A 21,115-nucleotide genomic window follows, 5' to 3' on the forward strand; every position below is an offset into this window, starting at 1 on the left:
GGGTCAGTCCCTAGCGGCCCGGCTCGCCAGCCGGCGCGACCAGCTCGCCGGCAACGGCCGGCGGCGCGACCACCACCGGGGCCGGTGCGCGCTCCGGGTACTCGATGCGCGGATGGTACATGCCGATCAGGATGGCCCGGAAGGCGTCCTTGATCCGTTGCACGTCCCGCAGCGTCAGGTCGCAGTCGTCAAGCTGCCCCTCGGACACGCGCCCCATCACCAGCTTCTCGACCAGGTTCGTGATCGCCTCAGCAGAGTGGTCGCGGCTGGCGCGGGCCGCCGCCTCGACCGAGTCCGCCATCATCAAAATCGCGCCTTCCTTGGTCTGCGGGCGCGGACCCGGGTATTTGAAGCGCTGTGGGTCTGGCGGGTGCTGCCCGGTCGAGGCCGCCGCATCGACCGCCTGGTCGTAGAAGAAGCTCACCAGGCGGGTGCCGTGGTGCTGCGGGATCAGCTCGCGGACGGCCGGCGGCACCCCATACTGCTCGCACAGCTCGACGCCGTCCCGCACGTGCGCCCGCACGATGTCGGCGCTGACTTCCGGCTCCAGCGTCTCGTGGACGTTCTCGCCACCGGCCTGATTCTCGACGAAGAAGTACGGTCGGCGCAGCTTCCCGATGTCGTGGTAGTACGCTCCGACGCGAACCAGGAGCGGGTCGGCCCCGACTTCCTCGGCGGCGCGCTCGGCGAGATTGCCGACCATGATGCTGTGGTGGTAGGTGCCGGGCGCTTCCATGAGCAGGCGGCGCAGCAGCGGCTGGGTCGGATTTGCCAGCTCCAGGAGCTGCATGGTCGTCGTGATGCCGAACAGGCGGCCCAGCACATAGGTCGCGCCGAGGGCCAGCGTGGACGAGACCACGCCGTTCACGCCGCAGAACGCGGCGATCCGCGCAAGCGTCCAGACATCCTCACCGCGCTGGGCGAGCTGGAACGCGACGACCACGGCGATCTGGGTGAGCGCCACCAGGAGTCCGGCGACGAAGAAGACGTGCAGGCGTTCCCGCCGCCAGACCGCCCCCGCCGCCACCACACTGGTCGCGAGCGCCAGGGTCGCGGCCTCCAGCGACGTGCCCGCCACGAAGCCAACCAGCACCCCGAGCAGCGCGCCGATCACAATGGCGAGGCGGCCGTCGATGAGCGTCGCGATGAGCATCGCGACGGCCGGCAGCGGGAAGGCGTAGATGAGGATCGGGAACGACGGGAGCACGAACTTCGCCGACACCACCGTCACAATCACCAGCAGCGCGATCAGGCCGAGGCTCCGATCCTGGGTGGCGAGGTTCTGGTGGAACGCCACGATGTAGGCCGCGATCATCGACATCGTCAGCACCGCGAATGCCGCCGCCGCCCCGACCTTCCGCCAGTCGGTCGTCGGGTTGCGTAGACCCAGCAGGTCGAGCTTCTCGATGTCCGCCGCCCCGACCACCTGGCCTTCGCGCAGCACCGTCTCATCCCGCTCGACGGTGACCTGCACCGGCGCGACGGCCTCTTCCGCCTCCTTACGCAGCCGCTGCGTCGCTTCCTTGTTCGGGACAAGGTTCCCACCGACGAACCGGCTGGCAAGATCGACCGCCAGCAATCGCTCGGACTCGGTCAACTGGTCGCTGACCCGCAGCGGCAGCTCCCGGACCACCTCCGAGACGCGCCATTCTGGCAGCTTGTCCTTGAGCGCTTCCCAGAGCAGGCGTTGCGCCTCGCTGGAGACCGAGTACCAGCGGGCATCGTCAAGGGCGGCCAGGGCTGTGATCGACGGCTCCTCAAGTGGCGGCTGCCCGAGGCGCGACAACTGGCCTTTCCGCTGGTCGATGCTCTGCCCCGGGGCGTTCCGCGCCGCCGAGATGCTCTGCAGCAGGCTGTTCAGACCGGCCCGCTGACGCTGCACCATCGACGGGTCGATCTCGACGACTTCCTGGACCCGCTCGGCCGCCTTCTCACGCTCGGCCTTGGTGAGGACCGGGCTGGTATAGGTCAGCTTGCGCGGCGAAGAGATGTTGCGAAGGCTGACTTCGCCCTCGCGGACCTCGACGGCCAACGGCACGATGTTGACGCTCAGCAGGCCCCAGACCACCAGCGAGAGCAGCCCGAACACGCCGGCAATACGCAACGCGCTGCGAGGCGCCTCCTGGCGAGCGCGCGTGCGCGAGCGGCGCTGGCGCGGCAGCGAGCCACTGACAGAACTCATCGCGACACTCCAACCACGCCGGGACTGGCCGTTCCGCCCTGCGCGGGCGTGGCGGGCAGGCTATCCAGCTGCACCCGTCAGGATGTTGCGGACGATCTCGCTGACGATCTTCATGTCAGCCTTGCCGCGCAGCTTCGGAGAGAGCGCCGCCATGGCCGCGCCCTGGGCCTTGAGTCCAGTGCTGAGGTCCATGCCGGCCAGCGTCTCGCGCACCACGACCTCGACCTGCTCGCGCGGCATCAGCTGCGGCAGGTACTTCTCGATCACCGCGAGCTGAGCCTCCTCGCGGGCGGCGAGGTCAGCCCGGTTGCCCTTGCGGAACTGGTCAATCGACTCGCGGTGCTGCTTCACCTGGCGGTTGACGACCCGCACGGCGTCATCGTCGGTCAACGTGTACGGTGCTCCCAGGTTCAGGACGCTGACGTCCACCGAGTTGAGGTTCGGGTAGCCGGCCTTCTTGGCGGCCGCGAGCACCTGCTGCTGCTGAAGGTCCAGCTCCTCCTTCTTGAGGGCAGCCCGCAACATCCGGACCGCGTCGCGGCGCACTTCATCGCCCGACCGCATGGCATCCTTCAGTTCATCCGTTAGCTTCTGCTCGATCTCGGTGGCCACAGCTCGCTCTCACCAGGAGTCGGTCTCTCGGGATCGAGTATACACCCGTCCCGCGCCGCGCACGCGCATTGCGCGGGCAGGGCAATCGCATGTTCGTTGGCGTTCCCAGAACGTGGTGAGACGCGCTCAACATGCACGCCCATTGTGCGGCATTCGGGCAACCACCGGCCCGACGCGGACTGCGGGGTCTGGCCCCCTGCGTCCGAGATTGCCTTTGCACCTGGAACGGTCTACCATCAGCACGCGATGGAGATCCTGGAACGGCTTCTGCCCTCGTACTGGTGGACCGATCCCTCGGACGCGATTGGCGGGCCGCTGTGGGCGGCTTTCGCAGCGCTGCTCGGGCTGATGCTGGTGGCCGGAGTTGCCGCGTGGCTGTTGGCCCCACGCCTCGCGCCACACCACAGCCTGCACCGACGCCTGATCGTGCGGGCTGCGAAGTGGGTCGTGGGGTTTGCCGTCTGCGGGCTGTTCCTGCTGCTCTTCCGCTGGCAGCAGACGCCGTTCCTGTCCAGGCGGCTCTGGCTGTTCGTCTGGCTGGGGGCGGTGGTCGCCGCTGGCGTGTTCGCCCAACGCTACCGCACGCGGACCTACCCGGAGGCGCTGGCCGCCTGGAACGACGAGGACCGCATCCGCCGGTACCTGCCGAAGCGCAGCCAGAGCGGCGGGCACCGGGGCGGCCACGCTCACCGCCCCAAGGGCCGCCGTCGCCGTTAGGACGAGCACCCCGTCCGGAGGCCCCGGATGTGGCGGGAGAATCAGGGTTGGCATCGTTCCAAGAACGGGTCCGAAACCGGACAGACGCTGCTACAATCATCGAGACGTAGGCGCGGTCGAGGAGAGATGTCGATGGACCCGATGGGCGGCCAATCAGGGTATGCACCTGCGGGTCAGCAGGGAGGCGACGGCAGCGGCGCCTGTGGCACGTGCGGACGCCCGCTCCCGGCCCCTGACCTTGAGGCGGTCGCATCCGGCATCGACCAGACGCTGAGCGTCGAGACCGGCAAGATGGTGGCCCGCACAGCCTGGGCCGGGCGCGCCCCTGACGGCATGATGGATTCGCTGCTCTCGTTCATGCCGGGCGTCAAGGCGCGCCGGCAGCTCTGGGAGCGCGGTCAGGCCCTCTGGACCGAGCGGATGACCCAGGCGATCTCCGGGCCGTGCGACGCCTGCCTGGGCGTCTCGCAGGGAGCGGCCAACCCCGGCCTCTCGGCGTCACCGTACGGCGGGCAGCAGCCGTACCAGCCCACCTACCAGCCCCAGGAGTATCAGCCCCAGGGCGCCGGCGCGCCGCCTGACACGCCGTATGGCGCAACATCGGTCATGCCGGGGTACGGCGCACCGGCCGGCCAGCCTCCGCTGGACGACGACAGCAGCAAGACGGCGATGGTCTCGCCGTACACGCCGTCGCCGCCAGCCACCGAAGACGAGGACAATGCCACGTCGGCGGTCCCGGCGTTCTTGAGCCACGCCGCCCAGTCGCCGGCGGCCCCGGCGAACCCGAACGTGGCATCGCAGCCGCCGGCCAGCGCGCCACCTCCACCGCCAGCGTACGAGGGGGACGAGCACGAGTCACACACGGTCATGCTGACCGTTCCACCCAACCTCAATCTCCGAGGCGGCCCCCGTCTGGTGGTGCTGGAAGGGCCGGTTCACGGTCGGCAGTTCACGCTCGGCCGCCAGTTGACCACCATCGGGCGCAGCATCGGGTGTCACGTGACGGTGGAGGCGGACATCGTCGGCTACGATCACGCCCGCGTGGTGCGCGGCGACGGCGGCTGGCACGTCGAGCCGATTGGCGGCGCGGGTGAGACCTACGTCAACGACGATCTGGTGACGGCCCCACGGTCGCTGCGGAACGGCGACGTGATCCGCATCGGTCCCGCGCGCATGCGCTTCGAATCGGCGGGTTGACCCGATGATGATGCAGCCGCCCCGCTGCCCCACCTGCGGCAACGAGAACCCGCCGGAGTACCCGCCCGAAGAGTATCCGTTCTGCATCGAATGTGGGGCGCAGCTTGGCCCGTTTCGACCGCAAGCGCCGCAGGATCCGTACAACCGGCCGCAGCTCGACCAGTACGGCCGGCCGCAGCCCGGCGGCCCGCCGTACGACCCCTACGGGCAGCAGCAAGGGCCGTACGGCGGCCAGCAGGGTGGCTATGGACAGGGCAATCCCGGCTACGGTCCGGGCCCCGGACCTACGCCGTACGGCGGCCAGGACCAACAACCGTATGGCGGTGGGCAGCAAAGTCCGTATGGAAACCCGTATGGCGGCGGTGGGCAGCAGCAGGGTGGCTATGGGCCGCCCGGACCGGCGCCGTACGGAGGCCAGGACCAGCAGCCGTACAGCGCACCGGCACCGGCCGCCGCTCGGCTCGTCCTCGAGAGTGGCGTCGGCAAGGTCGAGTACCCGCTTGACGCGCCCGTTGTGACGATTGGCCGCTCACGCTCGAACGATATCAGCCTTGAGGATGCGCGGGTCTCCCGACATCACGCGCGCGTCGTGCGGCAGGATCGTGGGTACGCCGTCGAAGACCTCAACAGCCGCAACGGCACCCGCGTGGACGACCGCTCGGTGCGAGACAGCGTGCCGCTGGCCGAGGGGTCGGTCATCAAGATCGGGGACGCGGTCTTCCGGTTCACCCAGGCCGCGGCAGCAGCAGGCGGCGGGCAGCTTGGCGGCCGCCCATCGCCGGCGCCGTGGGGCAGCCCGATCCCCGGCCCGGGTGCGCCGGTCCCGCAGGCGGCTCCGGTGGTCTACATGTCAGCCTGGAGCCCGGTGCAGTGCCCCAACTGCCAGGGCATGCGTACGATGGTGCAGATCGTCTACGGGCCGGCGGCACAGACGCCGGGGGCGCAGGCCGCTGCGCGGCAGGGCCAGATCGTCCTGGGCGAAGGTCCGGGCCATCCAGAAGGGCCGAACGCGGAGTGCAGAGCCTGCGGCACGCGCGTTCGGATCGTGCAGTCCGGATCGTAGGCTGGCTGGCGGCGCGATGATCACCCTGGCACTTCAGACGCCATCCTCATGAGCGAGCGAGCGCCGGCATGCTCGTCTTGATCGCGGACCCCGAACCCTCGGCGCGCGCTGCCCTCCGCGCTGCGCTCGACCGCTTCGGCTACCGCTGCCAGGAGGTCGCAGACGGCGCGACCGCCTGGACCCACCTTGCCGACGGCTCGCCGGATGTGGTGCTGGTGTCCGCCGACCTCGCAGACGTGAGCATCCTGGAGCTGGCGACTCGCCTGCGCGCGCTCAAGCGCACCCCGGCCCCGTACTTCGTCGCCCTGGTCAACGCGGACGATCCCGAGATGCTCCTCAGGGCGATGGGCAGCGGCGCAGACGACTTCCTGGCCCGCCCGTTTCACGACGAGCAGTTGCACGCCCGGATTCAGGTGGCAGAACGACTCCTGCTCCTGACGCGCCGGCTGCTGGATCAGGAGACGCAGCTCGAGCGCGCCCGCTACGCGCTGCGGGCGAGCGCGCGCACGGACGCGCTCACCAACCTCTGGAACCGCGTCCAGCTCACGGACGACCTGGAGCTGTTCCAGGGCCAGCTGCAGCGGTACGGCCACCGCTACGCCGCGATGCTCGTCAACCTCGACCGTTTCCGCGCCTACAACGAGGCGAACGGCCAGCTTGCCGGCGATGAGGTGCTGCGACTCATCGCGCAGACCGTCTCCGAGACGCTCAGGACCGGCGACCGCGCCTATCGCTACGCTGGCGACGAGATCGTGGTGCTGCTCCCGGAGCAGACGGCAGAGTCAGCCTGCATCGCCGCCGAGCGCATCCGCTCCGCCATCGAGCAGCTTCAGTTGCCCCACCAGGGAAATCAGCCCGCCGGCGTGGTCACGGTCAGCGCCGGCGTGGGCGCATTCCAGGCAGAGGGCACGCTCACATATGACGCGCTGCTCGGGTGGACCGAAGCGGCGCTGTTGCGGGCGCAGGCGAACGGCGGCAACCGCGTCGAGCTGAGCGACCCGGCGACTGACGCCGCCGCGACGCCATAGCCGCTGCCGCCGGCCGGATGCCCTCACCCCTGAGCCGGGGTGAGGGCACGGCGCTTCTAGCTCGCGCGCGTGATCCGGACGTTTGCGTCGGCGCGCGAGATCAGGTCAGGCAGGAGCTTCGTGCCGAGTCCCGGGCCTTCCAACGGACGGATCGTACCATCGACCACCGGCGGCAGCTCGGTGACAAGGTTCGGGTAGACGCCGTGCAGGTACGCCCGCACCACCTCCTGGATGAAGACGTTCGGCACGGCGTAGTCGAGGTGAACGGCCGCCACCAGGGTGATCGGGCCGACGCAGTCGTGCGGCGCGATCGGCAACTGGTACGCCTCAGCCATCGTGGCGATCTTCCGCGCCTCGGACAAGCCGCCGACCCAGCCGATATCGAACATCACCACCGACAGCGCGCCCTTCTCGAACGCCTCGCGGAACTGCCACCGCGTGGACATCGTCTCGGAGGCCGTCGTCGGGATGCGCGTGCTCTGGCGGAACTGGAGCAAGGCGTCCAGATTGTCCATGCGGACCGGGTCCTCAAACCAGAGCGGATCGTACTGCTCGACCGCCCGAGCGATGCGCTGCGCGGCCGGCAGCCCGAACACCGAGTGCATCTCCAGCGCGATCTCGATCTTGTTGCCGACGGCCTTGCGGATCTTCTCGAACGGCTCGCAGCCCTTCACGATGTCTTCGGCTGAGATCTGGTGGCCGTTCGTGGCCGGCCCGAACTGATCGAACGGCCAGATCTTCATGGCCCGATACCCCTCGGAGAGGAGATCGTGCGCCAGTTCGTCGGCCCGGTTCAGGAAGGCGTCGAGATCCTCGTACGGTCCCTCGCTGCGGCCATCCACGTAGTTAGCCGTCGAGCCGGCCGGCTTCTTTCCACCGTAGCGATAGCCAGCGCAGGTGTTGTAGACCCGCAGCGACTCGCGCGTCGGCCCGCCCATCAGCCGGTAGAGCGGCAAGTTCATGGCCTGGCCCGCGATGTCCCAGAGGGCCACGTCGATGCCCGAAAGCCCGCGCATCTCGGCGCTTCGCATCGAGAGCCCGCCGCGCACGGTGCTGGCGAACAGGCTGCTCCAGAGCGCCTCGATGGCGAGCGGATCCTTGCCGAGCAGGAACGGCGCGGCCACCTCGTGGACGTAGGTCTGGACGGACGCGGACCCGAAGAACGTATCGCCCAGCCCGATCAGCCCCTCGTCGGTGTGAATCCGCACAAACGTGATCTGCGGATAGGCTTCGATATTGACGGTTTCGAGTGCAGTGATCTTCACCAGTGTTCTCCCTTGGTCTGGTGGGTGGCGTCGGCCGACCGCCGCCCGTCCGGCCGACGCCTGCGAGTCGCGCTCACCTACTCCACGCCGAAGATCGCAGCCGCATTTCGGTAGAAGATTTTGTCCTGATCGTCCGCCGACATGCCCATCGCGTTGAAGGCATCCATCCAGGCCGTCAACTCACGGCTCATGTGGGTGACGTCGCAGTCCGAGCCCCAGACGAGCTTCTCGGGCAGGATCTCCTTGTAGATCATCTGGCGGTCGAGGATGTGACGTCGCACGACCGCACCGCCAGAGATGTCGAACGTCACGTTGCGCCGCCAGCGAGCGACGGCTGCCGCGCTGTCGTACAACCCGTAGCCCAGGTGCGCCCCGATGATCCTGAGCTTCGGGAAGGCGATCCCGATGGTGTCGAGGAAGATCGGCTGCATGCGGGCCGCGCCCTTGGTCGAGCCGCGCCCGCGCTCCTCGTGCTCGGCGGCTGTCCGCGCGGCCAGATCCTCGTCGCGGGGGTGAAACAGCAGGAAGTCGATGGGGCCGCCACGAATCCCCGTGTGGAAGAGGATCGGCATGCCCAGCTCTTCGCAGCGCTCGTACAGCGGGTAGTACGACTCGTGGTCGTAGTCGAAGCTGGGGCCGGTGATCTTCAGCCCTTTGAAGCCTCGGCCATGCAGCCGCGAGATCTGATCCGGTCCGTCTTCGTCCAGCCAGACCTGGGCCAGCGGGATGAACAGGTCGGGATGTGCCCGGTGCGCGTCGAGCGTGGTCTCCCAGTCATCGTCGCCCTTCCGCCCGAGCAGCGCCACCTTGCGGATGTTCAGCCTGCGGCAGGCGTAGGCCAGCATCTCACGATGGAACTCGGTGGACTGGTTTGCCGGGCCGCCGGGGCGCGGTCCGTAGTGGACGTGAACGTCAAAGACGCGCGGCGGCGCGTCCTTCAGGTACTCCTCGGGCATCGGCACCTCTCTCCTCAGGGGTCGTGGATCGTCGGTCGTAGATCGTGGGCGCTGGAAGCATACCCCTCCCCACGATCTACGATCCTCGACCCACGATCCGCTCACAGGGCACTGGTCGCGAGCCAGCCGCCGTCGACGAAGATCGTCTGTCCCGTCACGTAGCTGGCGAGATCCGACAGCAGGAACGCTACCACCCGCCCGACCTCCTCCGGCTCGCCCCAACGCCCGAGCGGCGTCCGTCTGTTCACGCCATCCACGCTGAAGACTCCCTGGCGAACCATCGACTCGGCCTGTTCGGTGCGGATGAAGGCCGGCCCTACGGCATTGACGCGAATGCCGCGCGCCGCCCACTCAACGGCAAGGCTGGTGGTCAGCCCGATCACCCCGGCGCGGCTGGCCGTGTACGACGCCCGGCCGGGCAGGCTGACCACCCCCATCACCGAGGTGGTGTTGACGACGGCGCCCGGCCGACCCTCGGCCAGCAGCCGCCGGCTGAACTCGCGGCAGCAGAGAAACGTGCCTTTGAGCGCCACGTCCGACACGTGGTCCCAGTCTGAGACGCCCAGGCTCTCCGTCGCGCCGATCCGCCGATTGCCGGCGCAGTTCACCAGCAGGTCGGGCGTCCCGTAGCGGTCAGTGGCAGCGTCGAATAGCCGTGCGATGCTCGCTTCGTCGGTGACGTCCACGTCCCAGGCGAACGCCTCGCCGCCCAGCGCCACGATCTGGTCGACGGTCTCCTGGCAGGCCTCACGTCGCCGCTGCGCCGCCACCACCCGGCCGCCCGCCTCCGCGATACACCGCGCGATGCCCCGGCCGATCCCCGCTCCGCCACCCGTCACGACCGCCACGCGGCCCGTCAGATCGATCTGCACGCACCCTCCCGCGCCGCATCGTAGCGCCGACCCCGGCTGTCTGTCCATCTGGGCGGGCATCGCCGCCTCTGCTACGATGAGAGCGACGTATTCGCAGATGGTGTCGCGATCTGCCGTCGCGCAGATCCGAACAGAACCAAGAGGGACGCCGACCGATGACTGCTGCCCCACGCCGGACGGTCCTGGTGACCGGCGCTACTGGCTACATCGCTTCCCAGATGCTCCCGACCTTCCGCGAGCGCTACGACGTTCGCCTGATCGACGTGCGCGACACCGATCGCGCGGGCAATCCCGTTCAGGGCGCACAGGTCGTCGATCTGCTGCACGTCGGCAAGATGGACATGGTCGATCCCGACCTGACGCCGTCGAAGTCGGACAGCTTCTACGGCTGACCTATGTAGTTAACCCCTACGAAACGAGTTTCTGAATTGGAACCTTCCGAGACCAGTCTGTTCACTAGCGCAAGCTCGATCAGAGGGCTGCCGCTCGGATACTATCGAAACAGGTCATCTTGAACTTTCTGGCCGCCGGAATCGTGAAACTGGTCGCTCCGGGGCCAATCGGAGCCAACCAATGTCCGGAGCCAAGCCGACCGTCCTTGTGACGGGCGCAACGGGGTACATCGCCTCCCAGATGCTGCCGACCTTTCGCGAACGGTACGACCTGCGCCTGATCGACATGAGGGACACCGACCGAGATGGCAACCGGGTGGAGGATGCCCAGGTCGCGAGCATGCTGGACGGCCCCGACGAGGAGATCCGACCGCTTTTCACGGGCGCAGACGCCGTCGTGCATCTTGCCTACCACCGTGGATCTCTTGGTACTGGGCCGAGCGGGGACGGGCGTGACTTCGAAGATGAAGAGCCCAACGTCGCGATGGCGAACCGAGTCTACCGGCTCGCGCTTCAAGAGGGCGTGCGCCGCGTTGTGGTCGCCAGCTCCAATCATGCCGCCGACTGGTATGAGGAGCTGCTGCACATTGGGAAGATGGACATGGTCGATCCCGACCGCACGCCTCCTCGCTCCGACAATTTCTATGGTTGGAGCAAATTGGCATATGAAAGTCTCGGGTTCTTGTACGCGAGCGGCTCTCGCGGTCGAAAGTTGGGGAATGTCCAGATCCGGATTGGCGCGCCGCGCCCGATTGTCGCCGCCCGGTTCTTTCCGAATGGCCCGACTGGCGACGGGGCGAATCCTACGGGCTATAAGCGTGACCTCGGTGCCTACATTAGCCCTCGCGACCTGACTCAGCTTTTCGTCAAGTCAATTGAGACGCCGAGCATTGAGGATGAGTACGGTATTCCGTTCCAGGTCTTCTACGGGATCTCCGGCAACGCCCGCGCCTTCTGGAGCATCGTCAACGCCCACAGGGTGATCGGCTACGCGCCCCAGGACGATGCCGAGCTCAAGTTCTCGGACGACATCCGAGCATACCTCGTGGAGCCAGCAGCCGGCCGGTAACCCTTCGACGGAGACAGGGCGATTGCATGACAAGCACGTCCTGCGACCTCGTCGGGGGCTGAAGTCCCCGCCTGCCATCATGCTGTCGCTCTGCGACGCTCCTGTCTCACGTGGCGATGGTTGATCCGGTCCTTCGTCGCGCAGCGACTGAATGACGGTAGGCGGGGACTTCAGTCCCTGACCGCCCGATTCACCGTCTTCAGGAACACCAGAGATCATGCAATCGCCCTGCCGACGGAGAGACGGCCGGGCGATCGCGCTGACCGAACCGGACGGCTGCGGCGGGTTCGATCGACGAGTTGCTATCATCAGCCCCGATGCGGGAAGACCGTTCTGGTGGCGTGTGCGCCTGCCAACATCGATCGCGAGCGGGCGGACGCGCAGATGGCAGCAACTGACAGCGCTCTCGGGCGTGCCCGCGCGGTGGCCATCCCGAGTCTGCGCCCGCTGACCGCCCGCGACGCCGTCTTCGCCGCCGGGCTGCTGCTGGCGCTGGCCGGAGCGGCCGTCGTGCAGACGCCCTGGCTGGCGGCCGGCGCGCTGGGCTGGGCGCTCGGCCTCCTGGTCATGGTGGCCAGCACCACCTATCGCCAGACAATCCGCGATCTGCTCGCCATCCGCATCGGCCGCCTGGAAGCCGTGAGCCTCGGCGTCGTGCTTGCCTGCGCCGCCGCCGCCCGCCTGTGGTCGCTGGCCGACCTGCCGCTCGGGATCCACATCGACGAGGCCGTGATGGGCCTGATCGCCCGGGACATCCTCCAGGGTCGAGGGCCGCACCCGTTCGGCTTCGCGTTCATCTCCGATCCCGCCCCGCTCATGTACGTCAAGGCGGCCGCAATGGCCCTCTTCGGCCAGGGGATGTTCCCGCAGCGGCTGGTGGCAGCCCTGGCCGGCATCGGGAGTGTGGCCGCGCTGTGGGTCTTCGCACGCCCACTCTTCGGGAGCGGCGTCGCGCTGCTCGCCACGACCCTCCTCGCCGTCACCGTGTCACACATCTTCTTCAGCCGCCTCGCCCTCACCATCATCGAGATCCCGTTCCTGGGACTGCTGGCTGTCGCGCTGATCTGGCGCGGCCTGCGAACGGAGCAGGTGGCCTGGCACACCCTCGGCGGCGTCGCGCTCGGCTTCGCACAGTACGCCAACTTCGGGGCGCGGGCGTTCGTGTTGGCAGTGGCCGCGCTCTATCTGGTCATGATGGCCACGCACTACCGCTCGTGGTGGCCGATCTTCCGTGGCGGCGTGCTGGCAGCCATCGGGATGCTGGCCGTGCTCGGGCCGCAGCTTGCCTATGTCCGCGACGATCCGTACCAGTTGTACGACCGGCTCCAGTTTCGGTCGGTCTTCCGGCGTTGGGATCAGGCGACCGAGATCCACCAGACCACCGACCCGGTTCGGGTGATGCTTGGACAGGCGATCATCAACGTGCGGGCCTTCGTCGACGTGCCGGATCGCGGCACCTTCTTCGAGTTCGCCCACGAGCCCCTGCTGTACGGGCCGGTGGCGGCGCTGCTGGTAGTGGGGGTCGCCGTGGCGCTCTGGCGCGTCGGCCAGCCCCGCTACGCCTGCCTCTTCCTGATCTCCGGCGGCGTGCTGCTGGGCGGCATCATGAGCGCCGGCGCGCCGCAGTTTCACCGCCTCGTCGCGCTGACGCCGGTGGCCTGCCTGTTTGCGGCCATCGGACTGCTGACGGTGTGCCAGGGGATCGACCGCGTCATCGGGCGATTCCGGCCCTCGCTGGTCGGCGTCGTGCCGCTGGCGATGTCGCTGCTGCTGGTCGGCGCGACAACTGCCGACACCGCCAACGCGATGCTGGTGCGCTACCCGGCCGAGCTGCCCTGGCAGCCACACTCGGCCTGGGCGCGCTGGGTGGCAGAGCAGCCAGCCGGCCGGACGGTGTATGTCGCTGGCGCACCGGAGGTGCGGGCCTGGGACGAGCGGCTGCGCTTCCTGGCGGAATCTCGCCCGCTGACCGACCTGACCAACCTCAGCGAGGCGGTCCCGGCGCTGTTGGCCGATCCGCGGCCGGCCACCATCGCGCTCAGCCCCCGGCTGGCGGACTGGCAGCCAACCCTCGAGCAGATGATCCCCGGCGCGACGTTCGGGGCGGCGCTGGGGCCAGACGGCAAGGTCGCCATCGTCACCGTGGACGTGCCGGCCGGCCCGCGCCCGGCCGCCGAGCCGCGCGGCCTGCAAGGCGTCCTGCTGATCGACGACAGCCAGGGCGAGGAAGAGCGCCATCGCCTCGACGCCGTGCTGGCCTTTCGCGAGGCGTCGGCCCTGACCGGCAACCGGCCGTTCGACGTGACCTGGACCGGCAGCCTGCTGGCGGACCGGGACGGGGCCTACCGCTTCGAATGTCTCACCGATGGCGTGGCCGAGTTGACGATTGACGGCAAACCCGTGCTCAGCGCAAAACGGGCTGCCGAGCCACGGGTCGCGCGGGGCGAGGCCCGACTGACTCCCGGCCAGCACGCCGTGACGGTCACCTACAGCTACCAGCGCGGCCCCGGCACGTTCGAGCTGCGCTGGCAGCCGCCGGACGGCGCGCGCACGCTCATCCCGCCATCGGCGTTTCGGCCGGAGTAGTGGCGCGCGGCCCCCAGACCGGCACGTAGACGCAATGTGGCCCGGCCGATGAGACGAGGACGGTCACAGGCGGGCCGCTCAGGCGTCGGGGCTGATGCCCAGCGCCGCCAACCGCTCGTCCACGAAGCGTCGGACGTCGCCGGCCACTTCCAGCGCGCGCGCCGAGTCGGTCGCTTCGTACGCATCGCCCGGGACGCCGCCGGGCAGCGTGGTAGGATAGCGCGCCCCGAGGAAGTGCTTGTCGAGCAGCACGGCCACCGTCTTGATCAGATCAAAAGACGGATCGAGCGCCAGCGCGTCCTCGCAGAGGTCGGCCAGGGCATGCCCCCAGACCCGCTCAGCCCCGCGCGCCAGCAGGTACGCGGTGACAGCTTTCTCGGCGGCCTGGTGGCTGAGGAAACAGGCCAGCGCGTGCCGGCCGCTCTCGGCCACAAAGCCCGCGTCCGCGAGATCGAGCGCCGACTGCCGGAGCCAGGCCCTGACCGGTCGCATCCTGCTGTCAGCCAAGCAGCGCCTCACCTTCGGTCATCGCGTGCTGAAGCAGCGGGTCAGACTCGGCGCACTCGTCGACCTCGTCGGGCGTGTAGACGAGGTAGCGCGTCCCGACTCGCGGTCGCAGGTGGCTCTCCCAGAACTCGCCGCGCCGCTGGAACGGCTCGTCAGTCTCTTGCACGATGACCAGCTCAAGCTCGGTTTCAGGATCGACCTGCCCGCGCGCGAACTCCCCGACGATCCAGGTGGCCATCGCACCGTAGGGCGGAGCCTCCTGGGCAAATCGGCGAGCCTCAGCCTCGAGCTGCTGCCGACGGTGATCTGAGAATCCGAACATCATCGGCACGAAGGAGACTCCAGAGAAAAAGAGTGGCCCTCACCCCACCGACTGTGGGAGTGACGGGGGACGGCCGTCCTGGGCGCTATGACCTGCCCCTCACCCCAACGACTGCGGGAGTGAGACGAAGCTGCAACAGGCTCAGCACGCAACCATGCGACGCAGCACCATTGGTCACCCTCGGCGCCAACTGTCATCCTGAGCTTGCGAAGGATCTCACCGACCGACACGACAGATCAGGTTGTGAGATCCTTCGACTCCGCTCGCAAGCTCGCCACGCTCAGGATGACAATCGAGGCCTGAGTTTGTCCTCTAGACGTACCTGGAGTTGCTCACGCCTACACGTTGTAGAGGAACGGGTGGTTCTGCTCCGGCCAGATGTCTTCCTCGGTCAGCGGATACGCTTCCTTCTTGTACACCTGGATGCGGTGCGAGCCGAAATCCGGGACGTACATCAGGTCGCCATCGATGCGGACGGAGGCCGGGCCACGGAACCGCTTCTGGATCTCCAGGGTCGTCATCTCACGACCACGGAGCACCTTCGGGTTCGCCATGATGTAGGTCCGCCCGCTCTTCGAGAGCGTCGCATCGCCGATGAACTGCTCGACATACCGCCCGGTCAGGTCGAACAGGCAGATGCGATGGTTGCCACGGTCGGCCACGTAGATGTCGCCGTGCGCGTCAACCGCGATACCGGCCGGCAGCTTCAACTCGCCGTCGCCACTGCCTTCCTTGCCGAAGCTCAGCAGGTGCGTGCCGTCCGGAGAGAACTTCTGGACCCGGTTGTTGCCCCAGTCGCTGACGTAGAGGTCGCCCTTGATATCGATGGCGATGCCCCACGGCTGGTTCAACTGGCCGGCGCCACTGCCCCGCTCGCCAAACCCCTTGATGAACGTCCCGTCCTTGGCGAACTGCTGGACGCGATGGTTCTGGGTATCGACAACCCACAGGTTCTCGTCGGCGTCGAAGGCGATGCCCGACGGGCGGTTGAGCTGGCCCGGCTCGGTGCCGAACTGGCCCCAGGTGCCCAGGTGCGTGCCGTCAGGGTTGAACGCCGTGATCGTGTGCAGCCCCTCGTCGGAGACGTACAGCGTCTCGGCCTTGTCGCGGATGAGCTGGACCGGCCACATCAGCTTGCCCGGCTCCATGCCGCCGCCGCTGATGGTCCCCAGATCCTCGTCGGCCCAGTTAGTGCGGCGGATCGTCCCGCCCTGGCCGTCCTCGCGGCAGAGCACGAACAGCCGCTGGTCGTTGCCGATCACCACGTCCATGCAGAACGTGGTGACGCGACGCATCCCGAGCGTGGTGTAGTACGGGAAGCCGGCCCGCAGCAGCGCGTACGGAAACGTCTTCGTCGCGGCCTGCTGCGCGACTGGCGAATCAATTGCCATGCTCGCTCTCCCCTCAGGCGCCCGCGGCCGTCTTGAACGGGCGAAGCTGCTCGTAGGTGCCGCCAACGATCTCGGTCGGGTCGAGGCCGAGCCACTGCTCCAACAGCGTGCCGTAGACGCCCCGGAAGTCGAAGGTGTGCCGCAGATCCTCGCCGTTCAGCCAGTCGGCCGGCTTCACGGACGGATACTCGGAGTAGAGGCCGCCCTGGATGCGGTCGCCGATCAGGAACGCGCCGCCGCCCGAGCCGTGGTCGGTGCCGCTGCCGTTGTCCTTCATGCGGCGGCCGAACTCGGTGAAGACCAGCACCGTCACGTTGTCCGAGGCGTTGTGCTCGCGCAGATCCTGCATGAACGCCCGCAGCGACTGGGTCAGCTCCGAGAGCAGGCGGAAGTGCGACGGGTTCTCCTGCGCGTGGTAGTCGTACCCGCCGTGCTGGGTGTAGAAGATCCGCGTGCCGAGGTTGGCCGTGTGGACCCGCACCACGTCGCGCAGGGACTTGCCGATGGCACAGTCGGGATACTGCACCGAGGACGTGTACAGCCTCGGGGCCTCCTTCAGCATATCTGCGCCGGCCAGCACGCCGTTGCCGGTGTGCGCGAGGTAGTCGAGCACCATACCGGTGCCGATGGCCGGGGTGTACATGCGCTTGAAGAAGGAGAGGTCTTCCTGGCGCTGCTCGGCCGTCTGAATCGAGTTCAGCAGGCCGTAGTTGTCCAGGTTGTCGACCGAGGTTGCCGTGACGCCCGGCGCGGCCAGCGCGCGCGGCAGGCCACGCCCGAAGCTGACCGCCGTCAGCGGGTTGGAGCCCTGCGGATCGATCTCACGAACGACCTTCGCCAGCCAGCCCTCGGTGGCGATCTTCAGCGGCTCGCAGGTGTGCCAGATGTCCATCGCCCGGAAGTGCGAGCGGCTGGAGTTCTCGTAGCCGATGCCCTGGATGATGGCGACATCGCCCGCGAGGTACATGTCGCGCAGCGGGGCAGCTGCCGGGTGGAAGGCGAGCGTGTCTGTGAACGGAAGCTGATCCTTCTTGGCAACGTGCACCAGCGGACGTGCGTCGTAGTACGCGCCCTCGGTGAACGGGATGACGGTGTTCATGAAGTCGTTGCCGCCCGAAAGCTGCACGACGACCAGAACCGGATCCTTCTTCTTCGCGTGGCCGTTGGTGTGGCCGCTGACTGCCATGAGGTCTGTCCCTCCTGCCGCCTGCATCGGCGGGCTGGTCGAGAACCGAGGCCTCGGGCCGTTGGCGGCCCGGGGCTGTTGTACGAACGATCAGGCGAACTGGTACTCGCGGGAGGCGACCGTCAGGCGCAGCAAGCGGCCCACGCGCTCCTCACTCTTCTGGCGCTCGTCGTCCGAGCCGAAGCGCAGCTCGCCGTCGCGGGCGGCCAGCTCGACCAGCGCCTGCCGGGTCTCCGGCTGCACCTGCAACGGCCCGGCCAGGTCGAGCACGGTGTCCACCAGCTCCTCGGGGCCGAGCGGCCGGCCGTAGTCCGCCAGCCGTCGGATGATCGACTGCGGGCCGGGTTTCTTGACGTCGCTCACCTGGCTCACGGCGAAGTTGACGCGCTCGGTGAGCGTGCCGCCGTCGATCCACTCCTTGCCGGTGTGCCAGCCCTCCACGGTGGGCGGGTCCATCAGCGTCTGGCCCATGACGCGGGTCGCGCCGTCGAACGCCACGAGGCCCGGGTCCACCCCACGATGGGTGCCGGCCAGCTTGATGACGCCGGCCACCAGCTCGATGGGGCACTTGACCCGCTGGAACTGCGCGGCCTTGAAGAAGTCGCTGTTAAACAGCACGCGCATGACCGAGCGGATGTCCGCATCCGAGTCCAGGAACGCCTTCGAGAGGGTAGCGATGGCCTCAGGGTCGCGCGGCTCCTGGACGCTCCAGGCCGGCACCTGCGCCTCATCCGCGACGAAGAAGTTGTACAGGTGGCGGCTCACGAAGCGAGCCGTCGCCGGCTGGCGGCAGATGATATCGACGATATCCTCGCCGTTGAACTTGCCGGTGTTCCCGAGGAATGTCTTCTCGCTGTTGTCGTGGTCTTCCGGCTTGAACACGAACTTCGAAGCGTAGTGCCCGTACGGGTACAGCGGGATCGGCTGCTCGAACGTCCAGCCCGTGAAGGCGCGGGCCACGTTCTTGATGTCCGTCTCGGAGTAGTTGCCGATGCCCATCGAGAACAGCTCGAGGATCTCGCGGCCGTAGTTCTCGTTGATCGACTTGGCGTGGTTCTCGTTGTTGTCCAGCCAGTAGATCATGGCCGGGTCCTTGGACAGCTCGACCAGGATCTTGCGGAAGTTGCCGAGCCCGTCGCGCCGCAGCATCTCGACGTGCTCGATCATCGTCGGCGTGTGCTCGCTCTTGGTCCAGCCCGTCGCCAGCACGTGGTGCCAGAACAGCGCCATCTTCTCTTCGAGCGGCCGCTTCGAGTTGACCATCCGCCAGACCCAGCGCCCGTTCCAGGAGTTGGGGTTGTCCTGATTCGCGCCGAGGTGCGGATAGTACCGGCGGAGCACGGACTCGTCGAGATCCGGGATCCGCTCGGGGTTGACCAGTTCCTCGACGACCTCCTCGTAGGGGCGGGCGGCGTACGCCTCCAGCTCCTCGCGGCTGGTCCCAAAACCGGCGCGCCGCAACAGGTGCGCCATCAGGGCGAGACGTTCATCGGCCATTCGTACCTCCCGTTGTCGCTGGTGCTCCGAATGCGCTGGCGCGGCTCAGCATGGGCGTTGGAGGCCTGGATCTCACGTCACCGTGACTCCGGCGGCCTTGCATCGTCGCGACCGCTATCTAAAAGCCGGTGGTCTGCACGGACGTATTGTGGCGGATCGTGTCGGCAGAGGCCAAATCGCTTTAGTAGCGTGCCGACGGTAAGAATGATTCTGACTCCGCCGCTGCGGAATGTCAAACAGTCCGGCTGCGCCAGCCGCTGTCGGCCGGTTGACGCGCGGCGAGACGACGGACAACCACTGAGCGCACCGCACTTGCGTCAGGAAATCGATTGACAGTTCCCCCATCCTCCTGGTACGTGTAGTCGGATCGGACAACCTGGGGCAGTGGAGCCCCGGCGCTCGCGCCCAGCATCAACGCTGATGCATCGGCTTGCTCACGATCGATCGCCAGGGTGGGGAGGTGACCAGCCGTTTCCCGTAGGCAGACGTGTGACGTGAGGCATCGTAGTGACGCGGCCTGTCGATGACGATGGCCGCCGGCGTTCAGGAGCACCGCATGGCAACGAAGCCCGGTCTGACGCGACGCGACTTCCTCAAGTATGGCGCGACCGGCGCCATCACCGTAGGAGGCGTGAGCCTCCTTGCCGCCTGCGCCCCGAGCGCGCCGGCCACGAAGCCAGCCGATTCGAAGCCCGCCGAAGCCAAGCCGGCGGCGCCTGCCGCCACCGCGGCCCCCGCAGCTGAGGCGAAGCCCGCCGCGCCGGCCGCCACCAGCGCTCCGGCCCCTGCCGCTGCCGCGAAACCAGCGGAGGCCGCGAAACCAGCCGAAGCCAAGCCGGCCGCCAAGAGCGAGCCGAAGCTCGGTGCGCAGCTCATCGGCAAGCTCGAAGGGCCGAGCGTCGTGACCGAGGCCGCCCAGATGCCCAAGAGCTTCAAGGAAGCGCCGGACCTCGCGGAGATGGTCAAGGCCGGCAAGCTGCCGGCCGTCGCCGAGCGCATCGGCCCCGAGCCGATCGTCGTCAAGCCGCTGGGCGAGGTCGGCAAGTACGGCGGGATCTGGCGTCACGGGTTCACCGGCCCCGGCGACCAGTGGAACGGCTTCCGCAACGTCAGCGGGCCGGATCACCTGCTGTTCTGGGACTACACCGGCGAGACCATCGTCCCGAACATCGCCAAGAGCTTCGAGCTGCAAGACGGCGGCAAGGTCACGCAGATCAAGCTGCGGCAGGGGCATCGGTGGTCGGACGGGACGCCGTTCACCGCCGACGACTTCGTCTTTGCCTGGGAGGACATCTACCAGAACAAGGAGCTCTTCCCCACCGGCTCGGCGCTGATGTCGATCAACGGCAAGCCCGGCAAGATCGAGAAGGTGGACGCCACGACCATCAAGTTCATCTTCCCGGAGCCGTACTACCTGTTCCCCGCCGTCCTGGCTGGCTCGACGGCCATCTCGGCGCACTCCTATCAGGGTGACCCATCCGGCGTGCCGATCTTCGCCCCGGCCCACTACCTGAAGCAGTTCCTGCCCAAGCACGCCGGCCAGGACAAGCTGGATGCGCTGGCCAGGCAGAACAACTTCGACAACTGGGTCAGCATGTTCAAGGATCGCAACAAGTGGCAGCTCAACCCCGAGCTGCCGGTGTTGACCCCCTGGAAGCTGGCCACCCCGATCAACACCCCAAGCTGGACCTGGGAGCGCAACCCGTACAGCATCTGGGTGGACACGGACGGCAACCAGTTGCCGTACATCGACAAGGTCCAGTTCCAGCTCGCCGAGAACCTCGAAGTGCTGAACCTGCGCGCCATCGCCGGCGAGTACGACATGCAGTCCCGCCACCTGGACATGGGGAAGCTGCCCGTCTTCCTGGAGAACCAGCAGAAGGGCAACTACCGCATGCAGCTGGATATCGCGGACAACGGCGCGGACTGCGGCCTCAAGTACAACCTCAGCTTCGACGCCGATCCCGAAGTCGCCAAGTGGATCTCGAACCCCGACTTCCGTCGAGCCGTCGGCCTCGGCATCGACCGCGACCAGGTCAACGAGACGTTCTGGCTCGGGACGGGGACGTCCGGATCGGTCGCGCCGTCCGAGTCCAACAAGTACAACCCCGGCCCCGAGTATCGCACCATGTGGGCGAAGCTCGACGTCGCCAAGTCCAACGAGATGCTGGACAAGCTCGGCCTGGACAAGAAGGACGGCGAGGGCTTCCGCCTCCGAACCGACGGCAAGGGCCGCCTGAGCCTGGTGCTCGACACCTGGGGCGGCCAGTTCA

The 21,115-nt window shown here is 67.8% G+C and carries 18 protein-coding genes; 8 read left to right on the top strand and 10 right to left on the bottom strand.

The window, feature by feature from the left end; genetic code table 11:
* Positions 1-10 precede the first annotated feature (10 nt).
* Together IT306_27100 and IT306_27105 are read right to left on the bottom strand one after the other, a co-directional pair.
* Positions 11-2,182 carry an HDIG domain-containing protein gene (locus IT306_27100; protein ID MCC7372113.1) on the bottom strand — a complete coding sequence of 724 codons (2,172 nt, stop codon included), beginning with the start codon at positions 2,180-2,182 and terminating at the stop codon, positions 11-13.
* 60 nt (positions 2,183-2,242) lie between these two features.
* A complete protein-coding gene (locus IT306_27105) occupies positions 2,243-2,794 on the bottom strand; it encodes a GatB/YqeY domain-containing protein (protein MCC7372114.1) in 552 nt (183 codons plus the stop codon).
* Positions 2,795-3,040: 246 nt separating this feature from the next.
* Between IT306_27105 and IT306_27110 the strand changes: the two genes are divergently transcribed.
* The 4 genes from IT306_27110 (at position 3,041) to IT306_27125 (ending at position 6,799) form a co-directional block, all read left to right on the top strand.
* Positions 3,041-3,511, top strand: a complete 471-nt coding sequence (locus IT306_27110) for a hypothetical protein (GenBank protein ID MCC7372115.1) — start codon at positions 3,041-3,043, stop codon at positions 3,509-3,511.
* 126 nt (positions 3,512-3,637) lie between these two features.
* A complete protein-coding gene (locus IT306_27115) occupies positions 3,638-4,708 on the top strand; it encodes an FHA domain-containing protein (protein ID MCC7372116.1) in 1,071 nt (356 codons plus the stop codon).
* A gap of 4 nt (positions 4,709-4,712) precedes the next feature.
* On the top strand, positions 4,713-5,771 hold the full coding sequence (locus IT306_27120) for an FHA domain-containing protein (protein MCC7372117.1): 1,059 nt from the start codon (positions 4,713-4,715) through the stop codon (positions 5,769-5,771).
* A 68-nt stretch (positions 5,772-5,839) separates the two neighbouring features.
* Complete coding sequence (locus IT306_27125) at positions 5,840-6,799, top strand: diguanylate cyclase (protein ID MCC7372118.1); 960 nt, start codon at positions 5,840-5,842, stop codon at positions 6,797-6,799.
* A 56-nt stretch (positions 6,800-6,855) separates the two neighbouring features.
* Here IT306_27125 and IT306_27130 read toward each other — a convergent pair whose 3' ends face one another.
* From IT306_27130 to IT306_27140, 3 genes are all read right to left on the bottom strand, one after another.
* The gene (locus IT306_27130) at positions 6,856-8,064 is read right to left on the bottom strand and encodes a mandelate racemase/muconate lactonizing enzyme family protein (GenBank protein ID MCC7372119.1); all 1,209 of its coding nucleotides are present in this window, start codon (positions 8,062-8,064) and stop codon (positions 6,856-6,858) included.
* Positions 8,065-8,141: 77 nt separating this feature from the next.
* On the bottom strand, positions 8,142-9,020 hold the full coding sequence (locus tag IT306_27135; GenBank protein MCC7372120.1) for an amidohydrolase: 879 nt from the start codon (positions 9,018-9,020) through the stop codon (positions 8,142-8,144).
* A 101-nt stretch (positions 9,021-9,121) separates the two neighbouring features.
* Complete coding sequence (locus IT306_27140; protein MCC7372121.1) at positions 9,122-9,892, bottom strand: SDR family oxidoreductase; 771 nt, start codon at positions 9,890-9,892, stop codon at positions 9,122-9,124.
* A gap of 155 nt (positions 9,893-10,047) precedes the next feature.
* Between IT306_27140 and IT306_27145 the strand changes: the two genes are divergently transcribed.
* The 3 genes from IT306_27145 (at position 10,048) to IT306_27155 (ending at position 13,939) form a co-directional block, all read left to right on the top strand.
* Positions 10,048-10,284, top strand: coding sequence for an NAD(P)-dependent oxidoreductase (locus tag IT306_27145; protein ID MCC7372122.1), 237 nt, complete (start codon positions 10,048-10,050; stop codon positions 10,282-10,284).
* A 181-nt stretch (positions 10,285-10,465) separates the two neighbouring features.
* The gene (locus IT306_27150; GenBank protein ID MCC7372123.1) at positions 10,466-11,353 is read left to right on the top strand and encodes an NAD(P)-dependent oxidoreductase; all 888 of its coding nucleotides are present in this window, start codon (positions 10,466-10,468) and stop codon (positions 11,351-11,353) included.
* A 384-nt stretch (positions 11,354-11,737) separates the two neighbouring features.
* Positions 11,738-13,939 (top strand): glycosyltransferase family 39 protein, encoded by a 2,202-nt coding sequence (locus IT306_27155; GenBank protein MCC7372124.1) that lies wholly within the window; start codon positions 11,738-11,740, stop codon positions 13,937-13,939.
* Positions 13,940-14,017: 78 nt separating this feature from the next.
* Here IT306_27155 and IT306_27160 read toward each other — a convergent pair whose 3' ends face one another.
* From IT306_27160 to IT306_27180, 5 genes are all read right to left on the bottom strand, one after another.
* A complete protein-coding gene (locus tag IT306_27160; GenBank protein ID MCC7372125.1) occupies positions 14,018-14,446 on the bottom strand; it encodes a HEPN domain-containing protein in 429 nt (142 codons plus the stop codon).
* On the bottom strand, positions 14,439-14,777 hold the full coding sequence (locus IT306_27165; GenBank protein ID MCC7372126.1) for a hypothetical protein: 339 nt from the start codon (positions 14,775-14,777) through the stop codon (positions 14,439-14,441). The genes IT306_27160 and IT306_27165 overlap by 8 nt, the downstream gene beginning before the upstream one ends.
* Positions 14,778-15,106: 329 nt before the next feature.
* Positions 15,107-16,159, bottom strand: a complete 1,053-nt coding sequence (locus IT306_27170) for an NHL repeat-containing protein (GenBank protein MCC7372127.1) — start codon at positions 16,157-16,159, stop codon at positions 15,107-15,109.
* A 13-nt stretch (positions 16,160-16,172) separates the two neighbouring features.
* Positions 16,173-17,345: a DUF1501 domain-containing protein gene (locus IT306_27175; GenBank protein ID MCC7372128.1), complete on the bottom strand. Its 1,173-nt coding sequence runs from the start codon at positions 17,343-17,345 to the stop codon at positions 16,173-16,175.
* A 90-nt stretch (positions 17,346-17,435) separates the two neighbouring features.
* The gene (locus IT306_27180; protein MCC7372129.1) at positions 17,436-18,842 is read right to left on the bottom strand and encodes a DUF1800 domain-containing protein; all 1,407 of its coding nucleotides are present in this window, start codon (positions 18,840-18,842) and stop codon (positions 17,436-17,438) included.
* A 556-nt stretch (positions 18,843-19,398) separates the two neighbouring features.
* On the opposite strand from IT306_27180, the gene IT306_27185 reads away from it, so the two are divergent.
* A partial coding sequence (locus IT306_27185; GenBank protein ID MCC7372130.1) for an ABC transporter substrate-binding protein occupies positions 19,399-21,115 on the top strand: 1,717 nt, incomplete at its 3' end.

This window comes from Chloroflexota bacterium (genome assembly GCA_020850535.1).
Taxonomy (GTDB): Bacteria; Chloroflexota; UBA6077; order UBA6077; family JACCZL01; genus JADZEM01.